The sequence below is a fragment of the Erwinia sp. B116 genome, assembly GCF_002865965.1.
Taxonomy (GTDB): domain Bacteria; phylum Pseudomonadota; class Gammaproteobacteria; order Enterobacterales; family Enterobacteriaceae; genus Erwinia.
On sequence record NZ_JRZZ01000002.1, the window covers coordinates 31145 to 54276 of the forward strand.

Annotated in this window: 19 protein-coding genes; 9 read left to right on the forward strand and 10 right to left on the reverse strand. The window is 58.3% G+C overall.

Annotated features, from left to right (window positions below; genetic code table 11):
- The first annotated feature begins 192 nt into the window (after positions 1–192).
- Together NV64_RS01545 and NV64_RS01550 are read left to right on the forward strand one after the other, a co-directional pair.
- Positions 193–486, forward strand: a complete 294-nt coding sequence (locus NV64_RS01545) for a hypothetical protein (RefSeq protein WP_101505277.1) — start codon at positions 193–195, stop codon at positions 484–486.
- Positions 465–959: an AlpA family transcriptional regulator gene (locus NV64_RS01550; RefSeq protein WP_101505177.1), complete on the forward strand. Its 495-nt coding sequence runs from the start codon at positions 465–467 to the stop codon at positions 957–959. The genes NV64_RS01545 and NV64_RS01550 overlap by 22 nt, the downstream gene beginning before the upstream one ends.
- A gap of 19 nt (positions 960–978) precedes the next feature.
- Here NV64_RS01550 and denD read toward each other — a convergent pair whose 3' ends face one another.
- The 4 genes from denD to NV64_RS01570 form a co-directional block, all read right to left on the reverse strand.
- Complete coding sequence (denD, locus tag NV64_RS01555; RefSeq protein ID WP_101505178.1) at positions 979–1962, reverse strand: D-erythronate dehydrogenase; 984 nt, start codon at positions 1960–1962, stop codon at positions 979–981.
- A gap of 15 nt (positions 1963–1977) precedes the next feature.
- A complete protein-coding gene (locus NV64_RS01560; protein ID WP_101505179.1) occupies positions 1978–3300 on the reverse strand; it encodes an MFS transporter in 1323 nt (440 codons plus the stop codon).
- 247 nt (positions 3301–3547) lie between these two features.
- Positions 3548–4969 (reverse strand): magnesium transporter, encoded by a 1422-nt coding sequence (mgtE, locus tag NV64_RS01565; protein ID WP_101505180.1) that lies wholly within the window; start codon positions 4967–4969, stop codon positions 3548–3550.
- Between the two features lie 112 nt (positions 4970–5081).
- Positions 5082–5246 (reverse strand): YfgG family protein, encoded by a 165-nt coding sequence (locus tag NV64_RS01570; protein WP_369814391.1) that lies wholly within the window; start codon positions 5244–5246, stop codon positions 5082–5084.
- Between the two features lie 323 nt (positions 5247–5569).
- On the opposite strand from NV64_RS01570, the gene NV64_RS01575 reads away from it, so the two are divergent.
- Entirely contained in the window at positions 5570–7804 is a 2235-nt protein-coding gene (locus NV64_RS01575; protein WP_146005431.1) for an EAL domain-containing protein, read from the forward strand.
- 1 nt (position 7805) lies between these two features.
- Here NV64_RS01575 and tehB read toward each other — a convergent pair whose 3' ends face one another.
- The 3 genes from tehB to ppk1 all read right to left on the reverse strand — a co-directional run bounded on the left by tehB (position 7806) and on the right by ppk1 (position 12071).
- Positions 7806–8411, reverse strand: a complete 606-nt coding sequence (gene tehB, locus NV64_RS01580) for a tellurite resistance methyltransferase TehB (RefSeq protein ID WP_056238982.1) — start codon at positions 8409–8411, stop codon at positions 7806–7808.
- 66 nt (positions 8412–8477) lie between these two features.
- The gene (gene ppx / locus NV64_RS01585; RefSeq protein WP_056238984.1) at positions 8478–10004 is read right to left on the reverse strand and encodes an exopolyphosphatase; all 1527 of its coding nucleotides are present in this window, start codon (positions 10002–10004) and stop codon (positions 8478–8480) included.
- A gap of 6 nt (positions 10005–10010) precedes the next feature.
- Positions 10011–12071 carry a polyphosphate kinase 1 gene (gene ppk1, locus NV64_RS01590; protein ID WP_056238987.1) on the reverse strand — a complete coding sequence of 687 codons (2061 nt, stop codon included), beginning with the start codon at positions 12069–12071 and terminating at the stop codon, positions 10011–10013.
- Between the two features lie 144 nt (positions 12072–12215).
- On the opposite strand from ppk1, the gene NV64_RS01595 reads away from it, so the two are divergent.
- Genes NV64_RS01595 through pstB form a run of 3 tightly spaced genes read left to right on the forward strand, consistent with a single transcriptional unit; the run spans position 12216 to position 16809 of the window.
- Positions 12216–14372, forward strand: coding sequence for an ABC transporter permease subunit (locus tag NV64_RS01595; protein WP_056238990.1), 2157 nt, complete (start codon positions 12216–12218; stop codon positions 14370–14372).
- Positions 14369–16018, forward strand: coding sequence for a phosphate ABC transporter permease PstA (pstA, locus tag NV64_RS01600; RefSeq protein WP_101505181.1), 1650 nt, complete (start codon positions 14369–14371; stop codon positions 16016–16018). The genes NV64_RS01595 and pstA overlap by 4 nt, the downstream gene beginning before the upstream one ends.
- 14 nt (positions 16019–16032) lie before the next feature.
- A complete protein-coding gene (gene pstB, locus NV64_RS01605; protein ID WP_056238995.1) occupies positions 16033–16809 on the forward strand; it encodes a phosphate ABC transporter ATP-binding protein PstB in 777 nt (258 codons plus the stop codon).
- A 191-nt stretch (positions 16810–17000) separates the two neighbouring features.
- Here the strand turns inward: pstB and purN are convergent, their stop codons facing one another.
- Both purN and purM read right to left on the reverse strand, forming a co-directional pair.
- Complete coding sequence (purN, locus tag NV64_RS01610) at positions 17001–17639, reverse strand: phosphoribosylglycinamide formyltransferase (protein ID WP_056238998.1); 639 nt, start codon at positions 17637–17639, stop codon at positions 17001–17003.
- A complete protein-coding gene (gene purM / locus NV64_RS01615) occupies positions 17636–18676 on the reverse strand; it encodes a phosphoribosylformylglycinamidine cyclo-ligase (protein ID WP_101505182.1) in 1041 nt (346 codons plus the stop codon). The genes purN and purM overlap by 4 nt, the downstream gene beginning before the upstream one ends.
- A gap of 242 nt (positions 18677–18918) precedes the next feature.
- Between purM and upp the strand changes: the two genes are divergently transcribed.
- The 3 genes from upp to cui all read left to right on the forward strand — a co-directional run bounded on the left by upp (position 18919) and on the right by cui (position 21834).
- A complete protein-coding gene (gene upp / locus NV64_RS01620; RefSeq protein WP_056239002.1) occupies positions 18919–19545 on the forward strand; it encodes a uracil phosphoribosyltransferase in 627 nt (208 codons plus the stop codon).
- A gap of 206 nt (positions 19546–19751) precedes the next feature.
- A complete protein-coding gene (gene uraA / locus NV64_RS01630) occupies positions 19752–21041 on the forward strand; it encodes a uracil permease (RefSeq protein WP_056239005.1) in 1290 nt (429 codons plus the stop codon).
- 238 nt (positions 21042–21279) lie between these two features.
- Positions 21280–21834, forward strand: coding sequence for a colicin immunity protein Cui (cui, locus tag NV64_RS24435; RefSeq protein ID WP_072166419.1), 555 nt, complete (start codon positions 21280–21282; stop codon positions 21832–21834).
- 10 nt (positions 21835–21844) lie between these two features.
- On the opposite strand, the gene NV64_RS01640 is transcribed toward cui, so the two are convergent.
- Positions 21845–23038 (reverse strand): colicin-like pore-forming protein, encoded by a 1194-nt coding sequence (locus NV64_RS01640; RefSeq protein ID WP_101505183.1) that lies wholly within the window; start codon positions 23036–23038, stop codon positions 21845–21847.
- Between the last annotated feature and the right edge of the window lie 94 nt (positions 23039–23132).

Below are 23132 nucleotides of genomic sequence, written 5' to 3' on the forward strand. Positions count from 1 at the left end.
TGCATTTTTCTGTGCGAAACGTCTCGCAATTAACCCTGTTGAGTCTGCAAGACGCTGAGTTTCTCCTCGACCTCTCTCGACATTCCCCTTATTCCCTGTGGCACGTCGCCGGTTTCGCGGGCACAGTGAACCATGAAACTCACAGGTTGTCAGTTGACAACCAAAATAATGACCAGCATAATGGAGAACATCGTGGCGCGTCATACTCATGCTAATAAGGAAATCGAAGCCGTTCTGAAGTTCGCCGAACATCAGGGCTGGCGAGTGGTCAGTGGCGGAAGTCACGCCTGGGGGAAAATGTACTGCCCCTGGAATGACGCGCAGTGCCGGTGCGGAGAGTTTTGCATCAGCTGTGTCTGGTCGACGCCAAAGAACGCACACAACCATGCGCAGCAACTGCGGCGGGTGGTGGAGCACTGTAGCCTGTGGCAACAGTTCAGCGGTGAACAGGGGAGAAAACAACAATGGAATACACGTTTACACTGAAATACCAGCTGGCCGAAGACGCGGAAGATCACGATCTGCTGGTGGAACGACTGGCGGTGGCCGGCTGTGATGACGCGCTGATCGGGCTGGGCATTGCCGGGCGCATGGCGCTTGAATTTATGCGTGAAGCATTGTCGGCTGAACAGGCGATAGAGAGCGCCCTGCGCCAGGTTAAGAGCGTGATGCCGTCGGCACGTTTAATTGAAGTGGCACCGGATTATGTCGGCCTGACCGACGTAGCCGATCTGATCGGCGTGTCACGGCAAAATATGCGTAAGCTGATGCTGACCCACTACCAGAGCTTCCCGTTACCGCTGTCGGAAGGCAACGCCAGCCTCTGGCACCTTGCCGACGTACTGGGCTGGCTGGAGCATCGCGGCGGCTACCGCTGGCCGCCCGCCGTACAGGAGACCGCGCAGGTCGCGTTAAACATTAACCTCAGCCAGCAGATCGCCCGTTATCAACAGGAGTGAATGCCATGCAGTGGCTGCTTCAACCGTCCGCCGGGGGCCGCTGCTCTGCCAGATATTCGTTAATCAGCTCGTCAACCGCGTCGTTGGCCTGAAAACCCAGCTGTCGGGCATAGTCGGCGGTGAAATCACCGGGCCAGGAGTTGACGATATTGATAATCTCCCGATCCGGCTGGTAGCGAATCAGGCCGGAGGCATCAGGGCCGCCAATCCGTCGTAGCGCGGCCACCATCTGTTCTACGGTGACGGAGAGGCCACACAGATTGATCGCCCGCCCCTGGGTTAGCCGTGCTTCATCCAGCTGATGGCCATGAATTAGCGCCTGAACGGCTCGGTTCGGTGACATCAGCCACAGGCGGCTGGCCGGGTTGACCGGGCATACCGCCGTTTCACCGTTTAGCGGCTCACGAATAATACCGCTGGCAAAGCTGGAGGCGGCAGCGTTAGGCCTGCCGGCGCGAACGGCAATGGTCGGCAGCCGCAGGCTGCGCCCGTCCAGAAAGCCTCTGCGGCTGTAGTCTGCCAGCAGCAGGTCATTGATCGCCTTCTGCGTGCCGTAAGAACTTTGTGGTTGCCAGACCTGCTGGTCCGTAACTCTGGCCGGCAGGCTGCCGCCAAATACAGCCACCGAACTGGTGATGACCAGCCGGACGCGCCGGGGCAGCGCGCGCAGTCGCTGCATAAGCTGTCGGGTGGCATCACAGTTAATCGTCATGCCGGTATCGAAATCCTGCTCCGCCTGGCCGGAGAGGATCGCCGCCAGGTGGAACACGCTGTCGGTTTGCGCATCGATTAGCGTCTGCAGCGTGGCCGGGTTGCAGATATCGCCGGAGCGCACCATCAGCCGCGGATCGCACACGCCGCTGAGCGGAACAACGTCGAACGCGACGATCTGCGTGAGTGGCTCCTCTTGCCCCTCGCGGTTACGCAGCGTACCTTTTTCCAGCAGTGCCTGAATCAGTTTTTTACCGAGAAAACCGGCCGCGCCGGTGACCACAATATGCATAATTTTTTTACCTGATTAACGGTTAACGATCCGTGCGGGGATCAGGAAGATGGCGGCCGTGCCGGCCAGCATCATTGCGGAGATAATCAGCATACCGGCCAGCGTGGAGTGGGTCAGATCGCTGAGCAGGCCCATCAGATAAGGAGCGACAAATCCGGCCAGGTTACCCACCGAGTTGATTAGCGCAATGCCGACCACCGCCAGCGTGCCGCCGAGGAACGCTGTCGGCAGGCTCCAGAACAGCGGTAGCGTGCTCAGGCATCCGGCCGCGCCCAGCGTCAGGCCGATCATCACCACCAGCGGGTTGTCGCTGAACAGCGCGGAGATCGTCATCCCCACTGCGCCGAGGGTGGCGATAACGGCGAGGTGCCAGCGTCGTTCCCGATGTTTGTCGGCACTGTGACAGGCCAGCAGCATGGTGATCACCGCCGCCGCATAGGGGATGGCGGTTAACAGTCCGACGATAAAGAGATCGCTGACCCCTGTGTTGTGGACCAGCGTGGGCAGCCAGAAGCTGACGGTGTAGAAACCGGCGATCAGGCAGAAGTAGATCAGGCTCAGCAGCCACAGCCTGCCGTGGGTCAGGACGACGGTCAGGGGCACTTTTTCTGCCGCGGGGGCGTTCACCGCATCCTCCTCAATTCTACGGCGCAGCAAGGCCTGCTCTTCTGCGCTCAGCCAACGGGTCCGCTCGATTCGTTCCGGCAACAGCAGCAGCAACAAAATGCCAACCAGCAGCGACGGCGTGCCCTGCAGGATAAAAAGCCACTGCCAGCCCGCCAGCCCCTGTGACGGGTTAAAAACGTCCATAATCCAGCCGGAAAGCGGGCTTCCGATCAGGCCGGAGAGCGGCACGGCGACGGCAAACAGCGCGAACATCTGCCCGCGCCGCCAGGAAGGAAACCACCGGGAGATATAGACGATGACGCCGGGATAGAAACCGGATTCGGCCAGCCCGAGCAGAAACCGCACGCTGTAAAACTGCATCGGCGTGGTAACCAGCGCGGTCAGCGGTGCAATCAGCGCCCACAGGATCAGCAGCAGCGCCAGCAGACGCCGGGCACCGACGCGCTGTAGCAGCAGATTGCTGGGGATCTGAAAAAAGAAGAAACCGATAAAGAAGATCCCCGCGCCGAGCCCGTACACTGTTTCTGAAAACTGCAGGTCGCTGGACATCTGCAGCCTGGCAATACCGACGTTGATGCGGTCCAGATAGGCGAAGATGTAGCTCAGGGTGAGCAGTGGCACAATGCGCCAGGCAACGCGTCGCCAGAGTCGCCGTTCCTGCACGTCGGGGACGGTGCGTGGCGGGGTTGAAGGTGAAACGGGGTGATTCATCGGGCCTCCCTGGTCCTGTTACCATCACTGGCTGCTGACGGGCGATAGGCAAAACCGGCTTTGCCGGAGCGGGTGTGCAAGTTTGCGGGATAACGTGGGTCAGGATAGGAGCGGGAAGGAAGGGGAACTGCGCATGTGCTCACAAAGCAGCGGATTCTGCGGGCACTATGGCCGGATTTAGCTCTTTATCGCCTTGTCGTACAGGCGGTAAAGAGCTTCGAAACTGGCTAACTTGCCAGCGGACAGATTAGTGCAGCAGGAACAGGGTCGCCAGGCCGAGGAAGATAAAGAAGCCGCCCGTGTCGGTTAGCGCGGTGATCAGTACGCTGGAACCCACCGCCGGGTCGCGGTTCATTTTGGTCATCAGCAACGGGATCAGCACGCCCATCAGCGCGGCCAGCAGCAGGTTGAGCACCATCGCCAGCATCATCACGCCGCCCAGCGCCGGATTGCCGTACATCGCCCAGGTCACACCGCCCATGATGCCGCCCCAGAACAGGCCGTTAATCAGCGCCACGCCGAGTTCGCGGCCAATCAGGAAGGAGAAGTTGCCGGGCTCGACCTGGTGCAGCGCCAGCGCACGGACGATCATGGTGATGGTCTGATTACCGGTGTTACCGCCAATGCCGGCGACGATCGGCATCAGCGTTGCCAGCGCCACCAGCTGCGCAATGGTCGCTTCAAACAGTCCGATTACCCGTGAGGCCACAAACGCGGTGCAGAGGTTGACCGCCAGCCATGTCCAGCGGTTACGTACCGCTTTACGCACCGGGGCAAACACGTCCTCATCGGGGTTGACGCCGCCCATTTTACGGATGCTGCTGTCATTCTCCTCGCGCACCAGATCGAGCACGTCCTCCACGGTAACGCGGCCGATCAGTTTGCCCTTGGCATCGACTACGGCGGCAGAGATCAGGTTATAGCGCTCGAACGAGCCTGCGGCCTCTTCGGCTTTGTCATCAATCAAAAAGGTGGTGGGATGGGGGTTCATCACTTCAAACACCCTCCTCTCCGGGGTGTTCAGCAAAATATCGGTTAATGGCAGTTCGCCGAGCAGGGTATTGTTTTTGTCGGTGATAAACAGTTTATCGGTGCCGCCGGGGATCGCTTTACGCCGCCGCAGAAAACGCTGCACGGTGGCCAGGCTGACGTCCGCCCTTACCGTCAGCAGCTTGAAGTCCATGATGCGGCCAACGCGGTCGCGGTCAAAATTGATGACGTCGAGCACGCGTGAGCGCATCGAAGCGGGCAGCGAGGTCAGCAGCCGGCCGGTGAGGTCGCGTGACAGGTATTTCGCCAGCCATGCCTGGTCGTCGATATCCAGCGGCGCGATGGCGCGCAGCAGGTCGCGGTCGCTCATCTCCTCGATCAGGCTTTCCCACACGCTCTCGGAGGCTTCCACCAGCACCAGGCCGCGCCGGTCGTTGCCTACCAGTTTCCACAGCGCCAGGCGCTGCTCCTCCGGCAGTGCTTCCAGCAGGTCGGCGATATCGGCGGGGTGCAGCAGCGGCAGGATTTGCCCGATTTCGTCTATCTGTTGCTGCTGGTGGGCGTCCGTCTCCTGACGTTGCAGCAGGGCATCGACCAGGTCGTCATCGGTGAGAAGCAGGTTGAGAAGGCGGCTACGAATTTCGGCCAGTTGCTGAACGTGAGAGGGCACAACAGACATACAACGTCCTTGAGTCTGGGAAGCGAAAACAGAGCTTAAGCGTAGCTGATTTTAGCCATACGGGGGTCAGTGAACTGCAATCTGCCGGGGGTGTACTTACGTCGCGATCGCGCTAACGTTCAGTGCTGAGGGTGGGCACCGGGGCGTTTTGCCGTTGCTGATGATGTTCAATGGCACCGGGGATCACAAAAATCAGCCGTCCGGCCAGAATGATAAAGCTGACCAGCAGCACCACGCGGGTCATACGACCTGTTCTGGAGCGTTTTCTGAATGTCATAGCGTTACTCACGCAGGGTTTCCTTTTAATGCCCGCAGGCGGTGGTTAATTTAGACACAGCCCGGCGGAGAGGTCAATGCGCACTTTTTGCCTTACAAGAAAATTGAGATGAAAATATTGTCGTGCGATGGCAGCAGTTTAACGGATTAGTGCGGTGTTCAGTCCGCCAGTCATGTTAAAGTTGATCTGCATCAATCAATTCTTCACTTTGCCACCTACTATTACGCCGCAGTAAGTTAGTGAATTCCCGTAATCATCCAGTATAATTTACCTGTAACAGTGGCAAAAACCTGCGCAGTCTTTCGAACATCACGATAACAACAATGAAAAAATCTGTTTTCCTCAAATCCTTCATCGCCCGTTTCTGGGGATTACCCCTGCTACTGGCGCTGCTGCTGTTGCCTGCCGCATCGCTGCTTTCGGTCAGATTATGGCTGCCGATGGGCTATGTCTATCTGATCTATCTGCCGCTGGCGCTGGCCATCGCACTGCTGATGGTGTTCAACTGGGCGGCGCTGCCCGGCATTGCCGCGGCGCTGAGCCTGTACTATTTCCAGCGTTATACCGGGCCGCAGGCGGCGGTGATTGTCGCTATTTTTCTGGTAACCCTGGTGGTGTGCTGGGCGGGCTATACCTGGCAGGCGGGCCGCCCCTGGCGGGACAGCCTGGCCGACGTGCATGTGGCGGCGCTGCGCCTGTTCTGGCTGGCTTTCGCCATGCCGACGCTGTTTATTGTGCTGATGCAGGCGGTGATGCCGCTGAATATTCTGCCGCTAAGCCGCTCCGTTTTTCCGGCCGATCTGTTTTCGCTGCACACCTTGCTTAACTATCAGTCGGTACTGCTGGCGTCGCTGTCGCTGACCCATCCGTTCTATTTTTTGATTCGCATCGTGCGTAACCCGCGCTTTATTCGCACCCTGAAGCGCCGTTGCCACGATCAGTTTGCCGCCGGGGTGACGCTGAAAGAGTGGCTGCTGTGGTTACTGCTGGTCGGGTTCCTGCTGGTGATGCTCACGCAGTTCAGTTCCAGCAAAGAAAATCTGCTGGCGACCGACTACGGCATTCCGCTGCTGCTGCCGCTGATGCTGTGGGCGGCGACCCGGTTCGGCTATCTGTTTACCTCGCTGAGCTGGGGCACGCTGCTGGTGGTACTTTACCAGCTGCGTGACCGCTTCCTGACGCCGGCGACGGAGCCGCATCATCTGGCGGTGATCTCTGCCAATCTGCTGGTGTTTACGCTGACCATCCTGTTGATGTCGGCGATCAGCACCCGTCAGCGGCGGTTGCTGAGAAAGGCGCGGCAGATGGCCTTAACCGATCCGGTGATCGGCCTGCTTAACGTGCGCGCGCTCGGCCAGCACCTTACCGAACAGAGTGGGTCGGTGCTTTGCTATATCCGTATTCCCGATCTGGACCGCCTGAGCCGTACCTACGGCCTGCAGTTGCGCATTGAGTACAAACGCAACCTCGCCCGCCACCTTGCGCCCTGGCTGCAGCCGGGGGAGGGGATTTATCAGCTGCCGGGCTTTGACCTGGTGCTGCGCCTGAAGCTGCCGTGCTATGCGGCGCGGATTGAGGGGCTGGAAGTTCGGCTGAAGGAGTATCAGCTGAGTTGGGACGGGTTGCCGATCCATCCTGACGTCGGCATCAGTTACTGTAGCGTGTATCCGCCGGTGACCTGGTTGTACGAGCTGCTGGGGGAGTTAAGCGCGATGGCGGAGGTGTCATTGCACAGCGGACACGCGGAGAATCTGCAGCAGAAGCTCAACGTGCCGGCACAACGGCAACTGAGCGAAAAGCTGGCGATGGTGCAGGATATCCAGCTGGCGCTGAAAAATGACGGTTTCCATCTGATGACGCAGAAAATTCAGGGCGTACGGGGTGATGACTACTACGAAATTCTGCTGCGGATGGTCAATATCGAGGGAGAGCATATTAAACCGGCGGATTTCCTGCCGGTGGTGCAGGAGTTTGGCCTGACCTGGGAAGTGGATCGGCTGGTGCTGGATCGGACCCTGACCTTTATTGCCCGCCATCGCGAGCAACTGCCGGGTATTCGCTTTGCGGTTAACCTGTTTGCTGCCTCGTTATGCCGTCCAAAGCTGGCGCAGGAGATCGCCGCCCGTCTGGAGGCCAGCCAGATTGAGCCGTGGCAGCTGATCGTTGAGGTGCAGGAGTCGCCGATATTCAACGGTTACAGCTGGGGCAACCGCACCATTGCCCAGCTGCGGCAGCTGGGCTGCCGTGTAGCGATAGACGATTTTGGTACCGGCCACGCCAGTTATTCACACCTGAAACAGGTGCAGGTCGACATGCTGAAAATTGACGGCAGCTTCGTGCGCAATATGCTGCACAGCAGCCTCGATTATCAGATCATCGAGTCGATCTGCGTGATCTCCCGGCTGAAAAGAATGCAGATTGTCGCCGAGTTTGTCGACACGGAAGAGACGGCCAGCGCGCTGCGCAAGCTGGGGGTGGACTATCTGCAGGGCTATCTGTTCGGTGCGCCGGTACCCCTGGCTGAGCTGGTCTCCGGCCAGGCGGAGACCCGTCGCTGAATCAGGCTTTCACGCTGCCTTTCTGCGCCAGAAGGGTGGCAAAACGCAGCGAGATCCGTTGCCCCTGCGCGTCGGTTCTGTGCAGCTGGCCGACGTTTTCGTTGTATTTAACGATATGCCATTTGCGGTAATAGTTGCTCAGCTCGCCGGATTTAAAGGTGAAGGGGAAGCCCTGCGTGCAGGGATAGTCGCTGGTGTCCATTGCCGCCACGATCAGGTTGTAGCCGTCCCTGACGGTGCTGGCCTGCATATCCGCAATCAGCTGCGGTATGGTTTCGGGCTGTAAAAACATCATCACTACCGTTGACAGCACCAGCTCGTAGCTGCCGTTAAAGCGCAGGTCGTTGAGGTCCTGCTGTGCGGTGCTGATGCCGGTCAGCTGTTCCGCGTCGATAATATGGTTAAGCGTCGCCAGGCTGGCCGGGTTTTTATCCCAGGCCGTCACCGTAAAGCCGTGGCTGTTCAGGAACAGGGCGTTGCGTCCGCTGCCGCAGCCTACGTCAAGGGCGTGACCAGGGGTAAGCTGTGGCAGGGCGGCCACCACTTCCGAATGCGGGGCGGTAAGCTGATATTTTTCACTAAAGAAGGTGTCGGATCTTGCGGTCATGGTGTTAGGGTCACGATAAGTTGAACAGGTTCAGGCGAGCCCGAACCTGCGGGGCTCGCCTGAGGATCAGGACTCTTCCTGAATAGTGAGCTGCCAGCCCACCACTTCATTCCAGTAAATCTGCTCGCGTTCCAGATCCAGCTGCACCAGGTTGTTCTGGCTGAAGTAGTCACGCGGGAAGGTCAGGGTCCAGTGGCCTTCGTCGGTGGTGAGCGTTAACTTTTCAGGGCGTGTGGTGGCCTGGCGCTGGTTGTTCAGCAGCGTGCCAAGGCGCAGCAGGAACACCATCGGCAGGAACTGCTTGCGCTTGAACAGCGTCAGGCGCGGCAAATCGTCCACTTTCACCGCCTTACGGTGGTAGCGTACCAGCGTTGCCAGCAGCAGTTGTTGATCCTGAGTAAATCCTGGCAGGTTGGTGTACTGCAGAATGTAGGCCGAGTGGCGCTGCATGCCGCTGTGGTTGATGGTCAGCCCGACCTCGTGCAGCATCGCCGCCCACTTCAGCAGCGCGGCCAGCTGCGGATTGGCCTGACGGGTGTTCTGCGCGTGCCACTGGTCGTACAGCTCAACCGTGGTTTCCAGCACCCGCCGCGCCTGATCGCTGTCGATGGCGTAGTGGTTTGCCAGGCTCTGCGCGGTGCGGCTGCGGATATCCTGGTGGCGGAAACGGCCTTCCATCTCGTACAGCACGCCTTCACGCAGCGCGCCGTCGGAAAGACGCAGTTCACGGATCGCCAGCGCATCGAACACGCCGCACAGAATGGCGAGGCCCGGCACAAAAACGCTTTTGCGATCTTCAGACAGCCCCGGCAGGCTCAGCGCGTCAAAAGATTTGTGCTTAAGCACTTCATCGCACAGCCTTTCCAGCCGTTCCGGCGTGACCAGTTTGTCTTTCTCACCCATCGCCACCAGCACTTCACAGGCGGCTTTAATGGTGCCTGACGCGCCCAGCGCGTACTGCCAGCCCATCAGGCGGTACTGCCAGGCGAGGGTCTCCAGCTTCTGCACGGCGGCCAGCCGGGCGCGGCGGAAGTTCTCTTTGCTGATTGCTCCCTCCGGAAAGTAGAGATTGGCAAAGCTGACGCAGCCCATGCGGCGGCTTTCCACCAGCTTTGGCTCAAAGTCCTCGCCGATCACCAGCTCGGTCGAACCACCGCCGATGTCGATCACCAGTTTACGGCCTTTCTCCGGCTGGGTATGTTCCACGCCCATAAAGATCAGGCGCGCTTCCTCGTGCCCGGAGATCACTTCGATCGGATAGGGGATCACGTCTGCGGCACGCTGCAGGAAATCCTCGGCGTTCACCGCCTGGCGCAGGGTGTGGGTACCGGCGATAGTCACGTTGGCCGGGCTGAAGCCCTGCAGACGTTCGGCAAACAGCGCCAGGCAGCTCAGCCCGCGCTGGATCGCCTCTTCACTCAGCACGTTATTGCTGTCCAGCCCGTCTGCCAGGTGCACCCGCTGCTTAAGGCGGCCGAGCACCTGCATGGCACCGTCCACTACGCGGGCAATCACCATGTGAAAACTGTTCGAACCCAGGTCGATAGCGGCGAACTCCTGTGGCCTGGGCGTACTTTTATGGGATATTGGCATAGTTAATTAGTCTGGTTGCTCAAGGGATTTGATGTAGTCGTAAATAGCCAGCTGTGCGCGCACCTTACGGCGGTTGCCGCGCGGCACGTAGCGGTTGCTCAGCTCTTTATCAACGTAGCGTGCCTTCATGGTGTCGCTCAGCAGCAGTGCGATGATATCCAGCACGCGCTGTTTCAACACCGGGTCAAGCAGGGCAACGGCCACCTCAATACGGTGATCGATATTACGGGTCATCCAGTCTGCGGATGAAAGGAAGACTTTTTTGTCACCGCCGTTATCGAAAATATAGACGCGATCGTGTTCAAGATAACGGTCAACGATGCTGATGACACGAATATTTTCGCTGATGCCTTCCAGATTGGGGATCAGCGAGCACATGCCGCGGACCAGCAAATCGACTTTTACCCCGCAGCTGGAGGCGGCGTACAGGCGATCGACCAGCCCTTTGTCCACCAGGTTATTGATTTTGAGCGTGATGCCGGCAGGTATCCCTTTCTGCGCGTTGGCGATCTCGTTATCAACCAGCTGGTAAAGCATCTGCCGGGAGTTCTGCGGTGACACCATCAGGTACTCGAAGGTCACCGGGCGGTACGGGTTTTCAATAAAGTTAAACACCCGGCGTACTTCGTTGGTGATGCGCGCGTCAGCGGTCAGCAGCGAGTAGTCGGTGTAGATGCGGGCGGTTTTCTCGTTAAAGTTGCCGGTACCGATATGTGCATAGCGCACCACGTTGTCGCCTTCCTTACGGGAGATCAGGAACAGCTTGGCGTGAATTTTCAGCCCCGGGGCGGAGAAGATCACGTGAACACCGGCTTCGGTCAGGCGTTTGGCCCAGTGGATATTGGCCTCTTCATCGAAGCGCGCCTGCAGCTCAACCACTACCGTGACCTTTTTGCCGTTATAGGCGGCGTGGATCATCGCATCCATGATGCGCGAGTGCTTGGCCACGCGGTAGATGTTGATCTTGATCGCCAGCACCGCCGGGTCGAACGACGCCTGACGCAGCAGCTCCAGCACGTGCTCAAAGGTGTGGTACGGATAGTAGAGCAGCACGTCGCGATTGCGGATGGCATCGAAGCCGTTGCGGAAGCGATCGAACCAGACGTGGCGGAGCTGCGGCAGGGGTTTGTTAACCAGGTTGGCTTTGCCGACGTTCGGGAAGCCGATAAAGTCTTTAAAGTTGTGGTAGCGGCCGCCCGGCACCACCGAATCCTGACTGGAGATATTCAGCTTCTGGCGCAGCAGCTCGACCATCGCGTTGGGCATATCGCGCTGATAAACAAAACGCACCGGTTCAGCGTTGAGGCGCTGTTTCAGGCTGGAGGACATCAGCTCCAGCAGGCTGGACTCCATTTCGCTGACCAGATCGTATTCGGCGTCGCGGGTCATCTTCATCGAATAGGCGTTCAGCGCATCGTAATCGAAGAAGCCGCGGAAGATATCGCCCAGGCAGTAGCGCAGAATGTTATCCAGCAGGATCATCGGCTTGCGACGGCGCGGCGTTTCCGGCGGCAGGTTAACGAAGCGGGGCACTTTGTCAGACGGAATTTCCAGCAGCGCGTAACGCGTATCCTCACCGCGGATAATCTCTACCGCCAGGTAGGTGTAATCATCCTTAAGGAATTCGATCAGGTCGGTGTCGTGGTTTATCAGGATAGGCGTGATGTGCTGGCGCAGATGATGTTTAAAGTAGTGGCGCAGCCAGCTTTGCTGATTCGGTGAGAGCTGGCGTTCGTTAATCAGGAAGATCTGATTACGCGCCATTTCCAGCAGCAGGTCGTTATAGAGGCCGTCAAACTCCTGATCGGCCTTCAGCACCCGCGCCTGAATTTTTTTCAACAGGTGACGCGGCGTGCTTGGTGAACCCTGCTCTTCGCCGATCAGAATGCGGCGTTTCAGGTCGGCAAAGCGAACCTTGTAGAACTCTTCGAGGTTATTGGAGTAGATCCCTAAAAAGCGCATACGCTCGATCAGCGGGTTGGTTTTGTCCGCTGCTTCCTGTAACACCCGCTCGTTAAAGCAAAGCCAGCTTAACTCTTTCTCTATATACAGCTTTTCCTGACCCATTTTTACTCCGTTTGGCTGCTTCAGGATTAAGGTATCCATTATTCTGAAACATTATGGCGAGAGTATGGCAGCGTTGTCTATCGTGCGACGATTGTTGATTGTCTTATTAACGACATACGGGCACCATAGCGCCCAGACTCCCTAATGGAAACCCGATCCGGTATGACTGAACACCCCATTGCCGTTCCCGACAACGCCCGCCGCCGCCAGTTGACCGACTGGCTGACGCGGCGCGTGGTGACCGCGAGCGGGGTCGCCATTCTGCTGGTGATGATGCTGCTGTTTTTCTGGCTGATCTGGGTGGTGGTGCCGCTGTTTATTGCGCCGTCCATGCAGCAGGGTACGGTGATTGCCCTCGGCCAGAGCCAGCCCGTCGTTGCCATGGGCAGCGATAAAGCACAGCAGTGGGGCTGGCGCATTGATAACCAGGGCCGCGGGCGCTTTATTTCGCTGACCGGTAAACCAGAACAGGCCCCGGCCGCGCTGCTGGCCGGGCCGGTGGTCGCCAGCCGCAGCAGCGATAATCAGAGCGTGCTGCTGCTGGCGGAGAACGGCAGCCTGCAGCTGGTGCAGCCGCTGTTTGCCCGCGATCGCCCCCCCGCCTGGCATTTTCCGTTGGGCGACGTCCCGCTGTCGGTAGGGGAAACGCGCGTGCATCAGCTCAGTGTAGCCCAGTCGGCTGCCGACAGCTGGCGGGTGGCGCTGGCCGGTGACGACCACATTACCCTGGTGCAGCTGCAGCAGGGGCAGCCGGCGCAGAGCACGCGCATCAACCTGCGTAACGTCAGCCAGATGCTGCTGTCACCCGACGGCAATCTGCTGTTTGCACTGTCGGGGGTTCAGCTGCGCGTCTGGCGGCTCGGGCAGGGTGCACCGCAGCTGCGTGATGCGCTGACCTTAGCCCGCCCGGCGAACAGTATGGCGATCCTCAGCGGCGGCAGCTCGCTGCTGATCGCCGACGAGAGTGCGGTGACGCAGTGGTTTGACGTGGCCGGCCCCGCCGGACCGCATTTACGCCAGATCCGCAGCTTCGACGGCGCGCGCTGGCAGCCGCTGCTGATCGCTGAACCACACCGTCGCGTGTTTGCCACCCTCAGCCCGCAAGGCGAGCTGGAGCTGTACGCCAGCAAACAGCCGGGTGCGGTGCTCACCCATATGCTGCCCGCGGGTGCCACCTTTGCGCAGTTCAGTCCGGAAGGCGACGGTCTGCTGCTGGAGCGCGAGGGCAGCTGGCTGCACTACCGGCTGGATAATCCCTGGCCGGACCTGAGCTGGAACAGCCTGTGGCAGAAAGTCTGGTATGAAAACTACCCGGCACCGGACTACGTCTGGCAGTCCACCTCCGCCAACGACTATTACCAGGGTAAATTCAGCCTGGTACCGATGGTGGCCGGCACGCTGAAAGCCGCCGGGCTGGCGATGCTGTTTGCCACGCCGCTGGCGCTGGCGGCGGCGATGTATACCGCCTGGTTTATGTCACCGGCGCTGCGGCGCTGGGTAAAACCGACCATTGAGATGATGGGCGCGCTGCCCAGCGTGGTGATTGGCCTGATCGCCGGGCTGTGGCTGGCGCCTGAGGTGGCCAGCCGCCTCTCTGGCGTACTGCTGCTGCCGCTGATGCTGGCGCTGGTGTTGCTGCTGTGTGGCTGGACCGTGCAGCGGCTGCCCGCCCGCTGGCGGCGCGGGCTGCTCGGCGAAGGGCGGGAGGTGATTATCCTGCTGCCGCTGCTGCTGCTGGCCGCGCTGTTCTGTCTGTGGGCGGTGCCGCTGGCCGAGCAGGCGCTGTGGGGGCAGGGGCTGGCCGATCGTCTGAGCGGCGGCTATCAGCAGCGTAACCTGCTGATCGCCGGCGTGGCGATGGGCTTTGCGCTGGTGCCGCTGATCTTCACCCTGGCCGAGGATGCTATCTTCAGCGTGCCGGTCTCGCTGGGGCAGGGGTCGCTGGCGCTGGGGGCTACCCAGTGGCAAACCCTGACGCGGGTGGTACTGCCCGGTGCGTCGTCCGGCATTTTTGCCGCGCTGATGATAGGTTTTGGCCGCGCGCTGGGCGAGACGATGATCGTGCTGATGGCCACCGGTAACACGCCGATCACCGACGGTGGCCTGTTTGACGGGCTGCGCTCGCTGGCCGCTAACGTGGCGGTGGAGATGCCGGAAGCGGCGGCGGGCAGCGGTCATTATCGTATTCTGTTCCTGTCGGCGCTGGTGCTGCTGATCTTCACGCTGGTGGTGAATACCCTGGCGGAGATGGTGCGGCAGCGGCTGCGGCAGCGCTACGGCCAGCAGGAGGTGCAGGGATGATCAACGCGGCTAACAATAACCACCGCTGGCGCTGGCTGACCGGCGGCGCGGTGGCGTTCAGCCTGCTGGCGTTTGTGCTGCTGATCGGCCTGCTCGGCTGGCAGGGGCTTCGCTACTTCTGGCCGCAGCCGGTGGCGCTGATGGCGGTCAGTACCCCTGACGGACAGAGTTTCCTGCTGGGTGAGATTGCCCAGACTCATCAGGTTTCCCGCCAGCAGCTGCAGGCCAGCGGCCTGCCGTTCACCGATAAGCTGCCCGATCCGGTGACCCGCTATCTGTTGAAAACCGGCAACCGTGATTTCGCCGCACCGGATTTCAGGCCGGTGCTCGCAAGCCAGGTGACCCGCATCAGCTATCCGCCGCAGGCGATGGTGCTGCAGCGCCGCTCAGGCGGTAACGCCTACGGCTGGTTTGAGGGGCTACGGGAAGGACAACAGCCGCTGATGGCGGAAAATCTGGCCCTCACTCTGCAGCAGCTGCTGCAGCAGACGAGTGAGCGCAGCGCCGAAGCGGACAGCCTGCGCCGGGTGCAGATGGCGCGGCTGAACGTGCAGCTGACCCAGCTGGACAGACGCCAGCAGCAGCAGCGCGCCGGGCAGCGCTTCACCCCGCAGGCGCAGTCGGTCTATGAGGCCGATCGCGCCGAGCTGCAGCGGCAGTTCGACCGCTATGCCGCGCGGCTGGCGGCGCTGAACAGAGAGAGCGCCGAAACCACGCTGCTGCTGCGCGATGCGGCAGGCGTACAGCACAGCATACCGCTGGTGCAGATTATTGCGGCCTGGCAGCCGAATACGATGAGCGTCTGGCAGAAGTGGCGGCACTTTGGCCAGCAGCTGTGGCATTTTGTCAGTGACTCAGGCGCGCAGAACCAACGCGACGGTGGCGTTTTTCCGGCGATTTTCGGCACGGTGCTGATGGTGTTGCTGATGTCGGTGGTGGTGATGCCGTTAGGGGTGATTGCCGCCATCTGGCTGCACGAGTATGCCGGCAACAACCTGCTGACGCGGCTGGTGCGCATTGCGGTGGTCAACCTCGCCGGGGTGCCGTCGATCGTCTATGGCGTCTTCGGGCTGGGCTTCTTTGTCTGGCTGGTCGGCGGCAGCGTCGACCGGCTGTTTTACGCCGGCTCGCTGCCCAATCCGACCTTTGGCACCCCCGGCCTGCTGTGGGCGTCGCTGACGCTGGCCCTGCTGACGCTGCCGGTGGTGATCGTGGCCACCGAAGAGGGGCTGTCGCGCATTCCGCCTTCGCTGCGCCAGGGCTCGCTGGCGCTGGGCGCCACCCAGGCGGAAACCCTGTGGCACGTGACCCTGCCGCTGGCGGTGCCGGCGATGCTCACCGGCCTGATCCTGGCGGTGGCCCGCGCGGCGGGAGAAACCGCGCCGCTGATGCTGGTGGGGGTGGTGAAAATGGTGCCGGAACTGCCGGTGGACGCGGTGTTCCCGTGGCTGCACCTCGACAGGAAATTTATGCACCTGGGCTTCCAGATCTACGATCTGGCATTCCAGAGCCCCAACGCCGAAGCCGACAAGCCGCTGGTGTTTGCCACCGCGCTGCTGCTGGTACTGTTGATTCTGGGGCTGAACCTGGTGGCGATGCTGTTGCGCCACCGCCTGCGTGAGCGCTATCGTGCGCTGATGCACTAATACAGGATAAAGTGATGGTGGTAACGTTTGATGACGCGGATACCGCGCTTGAGATAGACAAACTCAGTTTATGGTACGGCAGCAAAACGGCGCTCAACGCCATCAGCCTGCGGCTGCCGAAGAACCGTATTACCGCGCTGATCGGCCCGTCCGGCTGCGGTAAGTCGACGCTGCTGCGCTGCTTTAACCGTATGAACGACACCATCGACGGCTGCCGGATTGAAGGCGATATCCGCCTGCAGCAGCGGTCGATTCTTGGCAGCGGTCAGGATCTCTCTGCGCTGCGCCGCCGGGTGGGCATGGTGTTCCAGCGCCCTAATCCGTTCCCGAAAAGCATCTATGACAACGTGGTCTACGGCCTGCGCCTGCAGGGCATCCGCGACCGCCGCGTGCTGGATGAAACGGTGGAGCGCGCGCTGCGCGCCGCCGCGCTGTGGCCGGAAGTGAAGGATAACCTGTGGCAGAACGCGCTGACGCTTTCCAGCGGCCAGCAGCAGCGGCTGGTGATCGCCCGGGCGATCGCCATCGAACCGGAGGTGCTGCTGCTGGATGAGCCGACCTCGGCGCTGGATCCGATCTCCACGCTGGTGATCGAGGAGCTGATGAGCACGCTGAAGCAGCACTTCACCCTGGTGCTGGTGACCCACAATATGCAGCAGGCGGCGCGCGTCTCCGACTACACCGCGTTTATGCATCAGGGCAGCGTGGTGGAGTTTGGCGAAACCGACGACCTGTTTACCGCGCCGCGCCAGCGCAAAACGGAAGACTATATTACCGGGCGGTTTGGCTGATCGGGTCTTAATGTCCGATTCCGGCCAGCCGGGGATGAAACGGGCTATCCCTATCGCAGCTGAACAAAGCGTGCGCAAAGGCCGTCTCACTTAACATGAACCTGGTCAGTAAGGGATAGTATCCGGCAGGGGAGGCAAGAAAAGTTCAGCAGATAAAATGACGGGCAAACCATCGTCTGCCCGTAGGGGAATTACTCGAACGCATGCCCTTCGGCAGGCAGGGGCTGGTCGTCCAGCCACGCGGCATCATCGCGCATGGTCAGGCGGCCATTGAGGAACCAGCCGATCGCCAGCGGATAAATCGCGTGCTCCTGATGCTGAACGCGTGCGGCGACGTCTTCCTCGTTGTCTTCCGCAAACACCGGCACTTTGGCCTGCAGGATCACCGGGCCACCGTCCAGCTCTTCGGTAACGAAGTGCACCGAGGTGCCGTGCTCGTTATCGCCGTTTTCAATCGCCTGGCGGTGCGTATGCAGCCCCGGGTATTTCGGCAGCAGCGACGGATGGATATTCAGCATCCGCCCGGCGTAGTGCTGAACAAACGCCGGGCTGAGGATACGCATATAGCCGGCCAGCACCACCAGATCCGGCGCATAGGCGTCGATCTCCAGCATCAGCTGGCGGTCGAACGCTTCACGGTCGGCAAACTGGCTGGCAGCCAGCGCGTGGCCCGGGACGCCCGCGTCGCGGGCGCGCTCCAGGCCGAAGGCGGCCGCTTTATTGCTGAACACGGCGGCCACGCTGCCCGCGATGCGTCCCTGCTGGCAGGCGTCCAGGATTGCCTGTAAGTTGCTTCCATTGCCGGAAACCAGCACGACTATGCGTTTCATGCGTTAATAACCACACGCTCTTCAGAGTCAGACGCTTTGATCACGCCGATCTTCCAGGCTTTTTCACCGGCAGCGGTCATCAGCTCTACGGCTTTATCCGCATCTGCCGGGGAGAGCGCAATCACCATGCCTACGCCACAGTTAAAGGTGCGGTACATCTCGTGACGGCTGACGTTACCCGCTTGCTGCATCCAGCCAAATACCGCCGGCCACTGCCAGCTTGACTCTTCGAGCACCGCCTGGGTGTTATCCGGCAGTACGCGCGGGATGTTTTCCCAGAAGCCGCCGCCGGTCAGGTGGGCGATGGCGTGCACGTCAAACTGCTCGATCAGGCTGAGGATGTTTTTCACGTAGATGCGGGTTGGGGCCAGCAGATGGTCGGTCAGCGTCTTGCCTTCCAGCTGGGTGGTTTCCGGGTCGGTGTTGCTGATTTCCAGAATTTTACGTACCAGCGAGTAGCCGTTAGAGTGCGGGCCGCTGGAGCCAAGGGCGATCAGCACGTCGCCGTCAGCCACTTTGCTGCCGTCGATGATTTCTGATTTTTCCACCACGCCGACGCAGAAACCGGCCACGTCATAATCTTCACCGTGGTACATGCCCGGCATTTCAGCGGTTTCGCCACCGACCAGCGCGCAGCCAGACTGTAAACAGCCTTCGGCGATGCCGGTGATCACGCTGGCCGCGGTATCCACGTCCAGTTTACCGGTCGCGTAATAGTCGAGGAAGAACAGCGGCTCCGCGCCCTGAACCACCAGATCGTTGACGCACATGGCGACCAGATCGATACCGATGGTGTCGTGGCGTTTCAGATCCATCGCCAGACGCAGCTTGGTGCCGACGCCGTCGGTGCCGGAAACCAGCACGGGTTCACGGTATTTCTGCGGCAGTGCACAAAGGGCACCGAAACCGCCCAGCCCACCCATCACTTCCGGGCGGCGGGTCTTTTTCACTACGCCTTTGATACGGTCGACTAAAGCGTTGCCTGCATCGATATCTACGCCGGCGTCTTTATAGCTGAGAGAGGTTTTGTCGGTCACTGCGAAATCCCCACGCGGTTTGCGGTTGGTGGTTTGAAAATAAAGCGCGGCAATTCTACCAGCGCAGGCAAACGTTTGCGAGCGCCATCTGCGCGTGCGTTGCGGATAGTCAGATTTTCGTTAATCCTTAGGGTGTGGCCGAAGAAGTGCAAACTATTGCGCTAAGACATATGGCGCTTCGGATAAATGGCGCTATAATCTCGCGATTTTTTTTTGCAGCTTAACACTCCGGGAGTACAACAATGAAGATCGTGGAAGTCAAACACCCGCTGGTCAAACATAAACTGGGTCTGATGCGTGAACATGACGTAAGCACCAAACGTTTTCGTGAACTGGCGTCAGAAGTGGGAAGTCTGCTGACTTATGAAGCAACCGCCGATCTGGAAACCGAGACCGTCACCATCGAAGGCTGGAACGGACCGGTACAGATTGAGCAGATCAAAGGTAAGAAGATCACCGTGGTGCCGATCCTGCGTGCCGGTCTCGGCATGATGGAAGGCGTGCTGGAGCACGTGCCAAGCGCGCGCATCAGCGTGGTCGGCGTCTACCGCGACGAAGAGACGCTGGAGCCGGTACCTTATTTCCAGAAGCTGGTGTCGAACATCGAAGAGCGCATGGCGCTGGTGGTTGACCCGATGCTGGCCACCGGTGGTTCGATGATTGCCACCATCGACCTGCTGAAAAAAGCCGGCTGTAACAGCATTAAGGTGCTGGTGCTGGTTGCGGCGCCGGAAGGCCTGGCCGCGCTGGAAAAAGCGCACCCGGACGTTGAGGTGTATACCGCGTCGGTGGATCAGGGCCTGAACGAGAAGGGGTATATCATCCCCGGCCTCGGCGACGCCGGCGATAAGATCTTCGGTACTAAGTAACTATGCTTCAGGCTATCTTACTTGCCATTTTGCACCCGGGCAGCGCTCGTGACCGTCACGTACTGATTGTACGCTCCGGTCCCTGCGCGCTGGCCGTGTCCAGACTGGCTGCGACGATAACGCCTGACCTGAAACACTCTTTTTTTTGAATAAGCCGACCGCAGAGTCGGCTTTTTTATGGCAAACACTCATAGGGGTATGAAAACATGACGCGTCGCGCAATTGGCGTACACGAGCGGCCACCGCTGCTGCAGACCATTCCACTCAGCTTCCAGCACCTGTTCGCCATGTTTGGCGCGACGGTACTGGTGCCGATCCTGTTCCACATCAACCCGGCCACCGTGCTGCTGTTCAACGGCATCGGTACGCTGCTGTATCTGTTTATCTGTAAAGGTAAAATTCCGGCGTACCTCGGTTCCAGCTTTGCCTTTATCTCCCCGGTGCTGCTGCTGCTGCCGCTGGGTTATGAAGTGGCGCTGGGCGGCTTTATCATGTGTGGCGTGCTGTTCTGCCTGGTGGCGCTGATCGTCAAAAAGGCCGGTACCGGCTGGCTGGACGTGATGTTCCCGCCGGCGGCGATGGGCGCGATTGTGGCGGTGATCGGCCTCGAGCTGGCGGGCATCGCGGCCGGTATGGCCGGCCTGCTGCCGGCTGACGGCGCGGCGGTGGACAGCAAAACCATTATTATTTCGCTGGTGACCCTGGGCGTTACCGTATTTGGGTCGGTTCTGTTCCGCGGTTTCCTGGCGATTATCCCGATTCTGATCGGCGTGCTGGTCGGCTACGCGCTCTCCTACGGCATGGGCATCGTCGACTGGACCCCGGTGCAGAATGCGCCATGGTTCGCGCTGCCGACCTTCTATACCCCGCGCTTTGAGTGGTATGCCATTTTCACCATTCTGCCGGCGGCGCTGGTGGTGATTGCCGAGCACGTAGGCCACCTGGTGGTGACCGCGAACATCGTCAAAAAAGACCTGATGAAGGATCCGGGCCTGCACCGCTCGATGTTTGCTAACGGTATCTCCACGGTATTCTCCGGCTTCTTCGGCTCAACGCCGAATACCACCTACGGTGAAAACATCGGCGTGATGGCGATTACCCGCGTCTACAGTACCTGGGTGATCGGCGGCGCGGCGATCCTGGCGATCCTGCTCTCCTGCGTCGGCAAACTGGCGGCGGCGATTCAGGCGGTACCGGTGCCGGTGATGGGCGGCGTCTCGCTGCTGCTGTACGGGGTGATCGGGGCTTCCGGTATCCGCGTGCTGATTGAATCGAAAGTGGATTACAACAAAGCGCAGAACCTGATCCTGACCTCGGTGATCCTGATTATCGGCGTCAGCGGTGCCAAGGTACATATCGGCGCGGCCGAACTGAAAGGGATGGCGCTGGCCACCATCGTTGGCGTGGGGCTGAGCCTGACCTTCAAAGTCATCAGCCTGTTCAGAAAAGAAGAAGAGGTGATCGACGTGGCGGACGAGCGCGGCGACGCGAAGTAACGTAGAACGGCGTATTATCCTCCGGAAAATAATGACCCAGGCTGTTAATAAACCTGGGTTTTTTATCAGGTTGCCATTCCTCTATTATTATCACTTTCCCTCACCTAAATTGTATGGCATTGTGAAAACATGAATATTGAAATTTTAATGTTCAGGTTGGAAACGTTTTTCGGTGCAGTAACCTATGATAAGTTGATTTTTTTACAATTAATGGCTGGTGGTTTTTACAGGAGGTTTTATGAATGCGAGAAAAAGGGATGGCCATGACGGTTATAGAATAAGTAACTTATTTTATTTAAATGTGTTTTTTTCAGTATTTTCCTCGGTTTGTGTTTTTTCTTTTTATGTCATCTCCCCCGAGTCAGACTTTGTGCGATGGGTGATTCGATACGTGAGTGACTGGCCGGCAATAATATCATATCATCATTATGCACTAAGCGTTTTTTTGAGTGCTTATGTCAAGACGGCACCTTTTTTTGGATTGTTATGGTTCATTTTTTCGATTGGGAAAGTAGTAATGAAAGGGAAAGGTGATTTTAAAAAACTGCTGCATTCCTGTCTGCTTTTTCCTTTTTTTTATGTTGCTGTGGTTTTATTTATGATATTTTGCAACCATGATATTACGGAGTCTGGCAGGTTTGTGAAATACATATCGAGAAATGAGTATTTTCTGTTGATTTATTTTGCATGTATACATTTTTCTGTGTCAATGTTGACCTATTTTCTTTTTTTATTTCCTTATGTGACATGTTTGTTTTATAAGGATAAAAAAAGGGGGCACTTTTCCCCCTGATATCAGCCTGTCAATGCGCAGGCTTGATTAGCTCATTGTTAATACGATCTACAAGCTTATCATCTATGAAAGAGGCTAATATTCCAATGATAATAACCCCGGCAATTGTCACCGCAGTGAGAGGAATTCCTAAAAGGAGAGCAAGGTAAGGTGCAACAAAGTTTGAGAGTATAGCCAAAGCGCCACCCGCGACAAGGCCACCGACAACCCATGATTCCACTTCAAGCATCAGGGGGCCCCAGTCACCGTTTTCAAAACCGATGATAGTTTTCTGGCGAACGTTTTCTATCTTAACGGCCAGGTTTGCATATGCAAACGACTTACTTATCCCCTTAATATTTTTTGCTATGTCATCAGCTTCCAGTGACTTAATTGCGTTGGTGATGGCGACCTTGTCGGCATCATTTATAACCATTGCAGGGTTTTTAGTTATTTTATTGATTGATTTCAGAACATCATCATAACTTCTTATTTTCTTGCCCTGGAAATTTTTGATGTCTTCTGCAATTTCATTTGCGATAGTGCTGTATTTATCACCAAGCAACTTACCGAGTTCATTACCTGTTCCGGATAAGATATAACTTGATTTTAACAGAAAATCCCCCTCGTCATTTTTATTTTTATCGCGAATTTCATTGATCAGGCTTATTTCAGCCTTGGCCTGACTGGTTGCTTTTTTTGCGTTTCTAACGCGCTGCCCTGCCTGTCCACTTTCAGCATCAAGTTTATTAAAAGCAATGGTATTGTTAAGTGTTTTTAATCTGGCGTCTGAGATGTCACCCTTAAAATTAATTCTGGGAGATGTCAGCATAAATTTGATATTATCATTAATTACAGGTTTAGGTGTAGCCCCCGGGTTACCTGTTCCATTAATTATCCCTGAAGGAGGAGGGCCAAGTCGTACACCGTATGTACCAATTACAGTGGCGCCTGCAGGGACCGTAGGGGAGCCATCGACAAATCTCACCCCTATAACGTCTCCCTCGTCACCAATAAAATAATTTTTAAAAATAGAGGGATCCAGTCCTGCCCCTCTGGCTAGTTGATCGCCAACAGATTTAGCTACCATGCTGCCAGTTTTATTGTTGCCAGCATTACCGTCTCCTTTGTTGCCGCTATGGCCGCCATTGTTACCGTTGCCACCCGGTGGCCTGCCTGGGCCGACATTTCCGGTCACCGTCATAGAACCTTTATCATTACTCATACATGGCTCCTTGTAGAAGAATGTAGTGGTTTAACTTCTGGTACAAATAAACGCTACAGCTGTAAATTTTCACTGTCATTGTGTGCCTTAACGC

Coding starts and splice junctions, on each gene's coding strand:
- NV64_RS01550 (WP_101505177.1), top strand. CDS start 465: ATGGAATACACGTTTACACTGAAATACCAGCTGGCCGAAGACGCGGAA.
- purN (WP_056238998.1), bottom strand. CDS start 17,639: ATGAAACGCATAGTCGTGCTGGTTTCCGGCAATGGAAGCAACTTACAG.
- pstA (WP_101505181.1), top strand. CDS start 14,369: ATGATCAACGCGGCTAACAATAACCACCGCTGGCGCTGGCTGACCGGC.
- ppx (WP_056238984.1), bottom strand. CDS start 10,004: ATGCCAATATCCCATAAAAGTACGCCCAGGCCACAGGAGTTCGCCGCT.
- pstB (WP_056238995.1), top strand. CDS start 16,033: ATGGTGGTAACGTTTGATGACGCGGATACCGCGCTTGAGATAGACAAA.
- NV64_RS01570 (WP_369814391.1), bottom strand. CDS start 5,246: ATGACATTCAGAAAACGCTCCAGAACAGGTCGTATGACCCGCGTGGTG.
- denD (WP_101505178.1), bottom strand. CDS start 1,962: ATGCATATTGTGGTCACCGGCGCGGCCGGTTTTCTCGGTAAAAAACTG.
- upp (WP_056239002.1), top strand. CDS start 18,919: ATGAAGATCGTGGAAGTCAAACACCCGCTGGTCAAACATAAACTGGGT.
- NV64_RS01560 (WP_101505179.1), bottom strand. CDS start 3,300: ATGAATCACCCCGTTTCACCTTCAACCCCGCCACGCACCGTCCCCGAC.
- uraA (WP_056239005.1), top strand. CDS start 19,752: ATGACGCGTCGCGCAATTGGCGTACACGAGCGGCCACCGCTGCTGCAG.
- NV64_RS01575 (WP_146005431.1), top strand. CDS start 5,570: ATGAAAAAATCTGTTTTCCTCAAATCCTTCATCGCCCGTTTCTGGGGA.
- NV64_RS01640 (WP_101505183.1), bottom strand. CDS start 23,038: ATGAGTAATGATAAAGGTTCTATGACGGTGACCGGAAATGTCGGCCCA.
- ppk1 (WP_056238987.1), bottom strand. CDS start 12,071: ATGGGTCAGGAAAAGCTGTATATAGAGAAAGAGTTAAGCTGGCTTTGC.
- cui (WP_072166419.1), top strand. CDS start 21,280: ATGAATGCGAGAAAAAGGGATGGCCATGACGGTTATAGAATAAGTAAC.
- mgtE (WP_101505180.1), bottom strand. CDS start 4,969: ATGTCTGTTGTGCCCTCTCACGTTCAGCAACTGGCCGAAATTCGTAGC.
- NV64_RS01595 (WP_056238990.1), top strand. CDS start 12,216: ATGGAAACCCGATCCGGTATGACTGAACACCCCATTGCCGTTCCCGAC.
- tehB (WP_056238982.1), bottom strand. CDS start 8,411: ATGACCGCAAGATCCGACACCTTCTTTAGTGAAAAATATCAGCTTACC.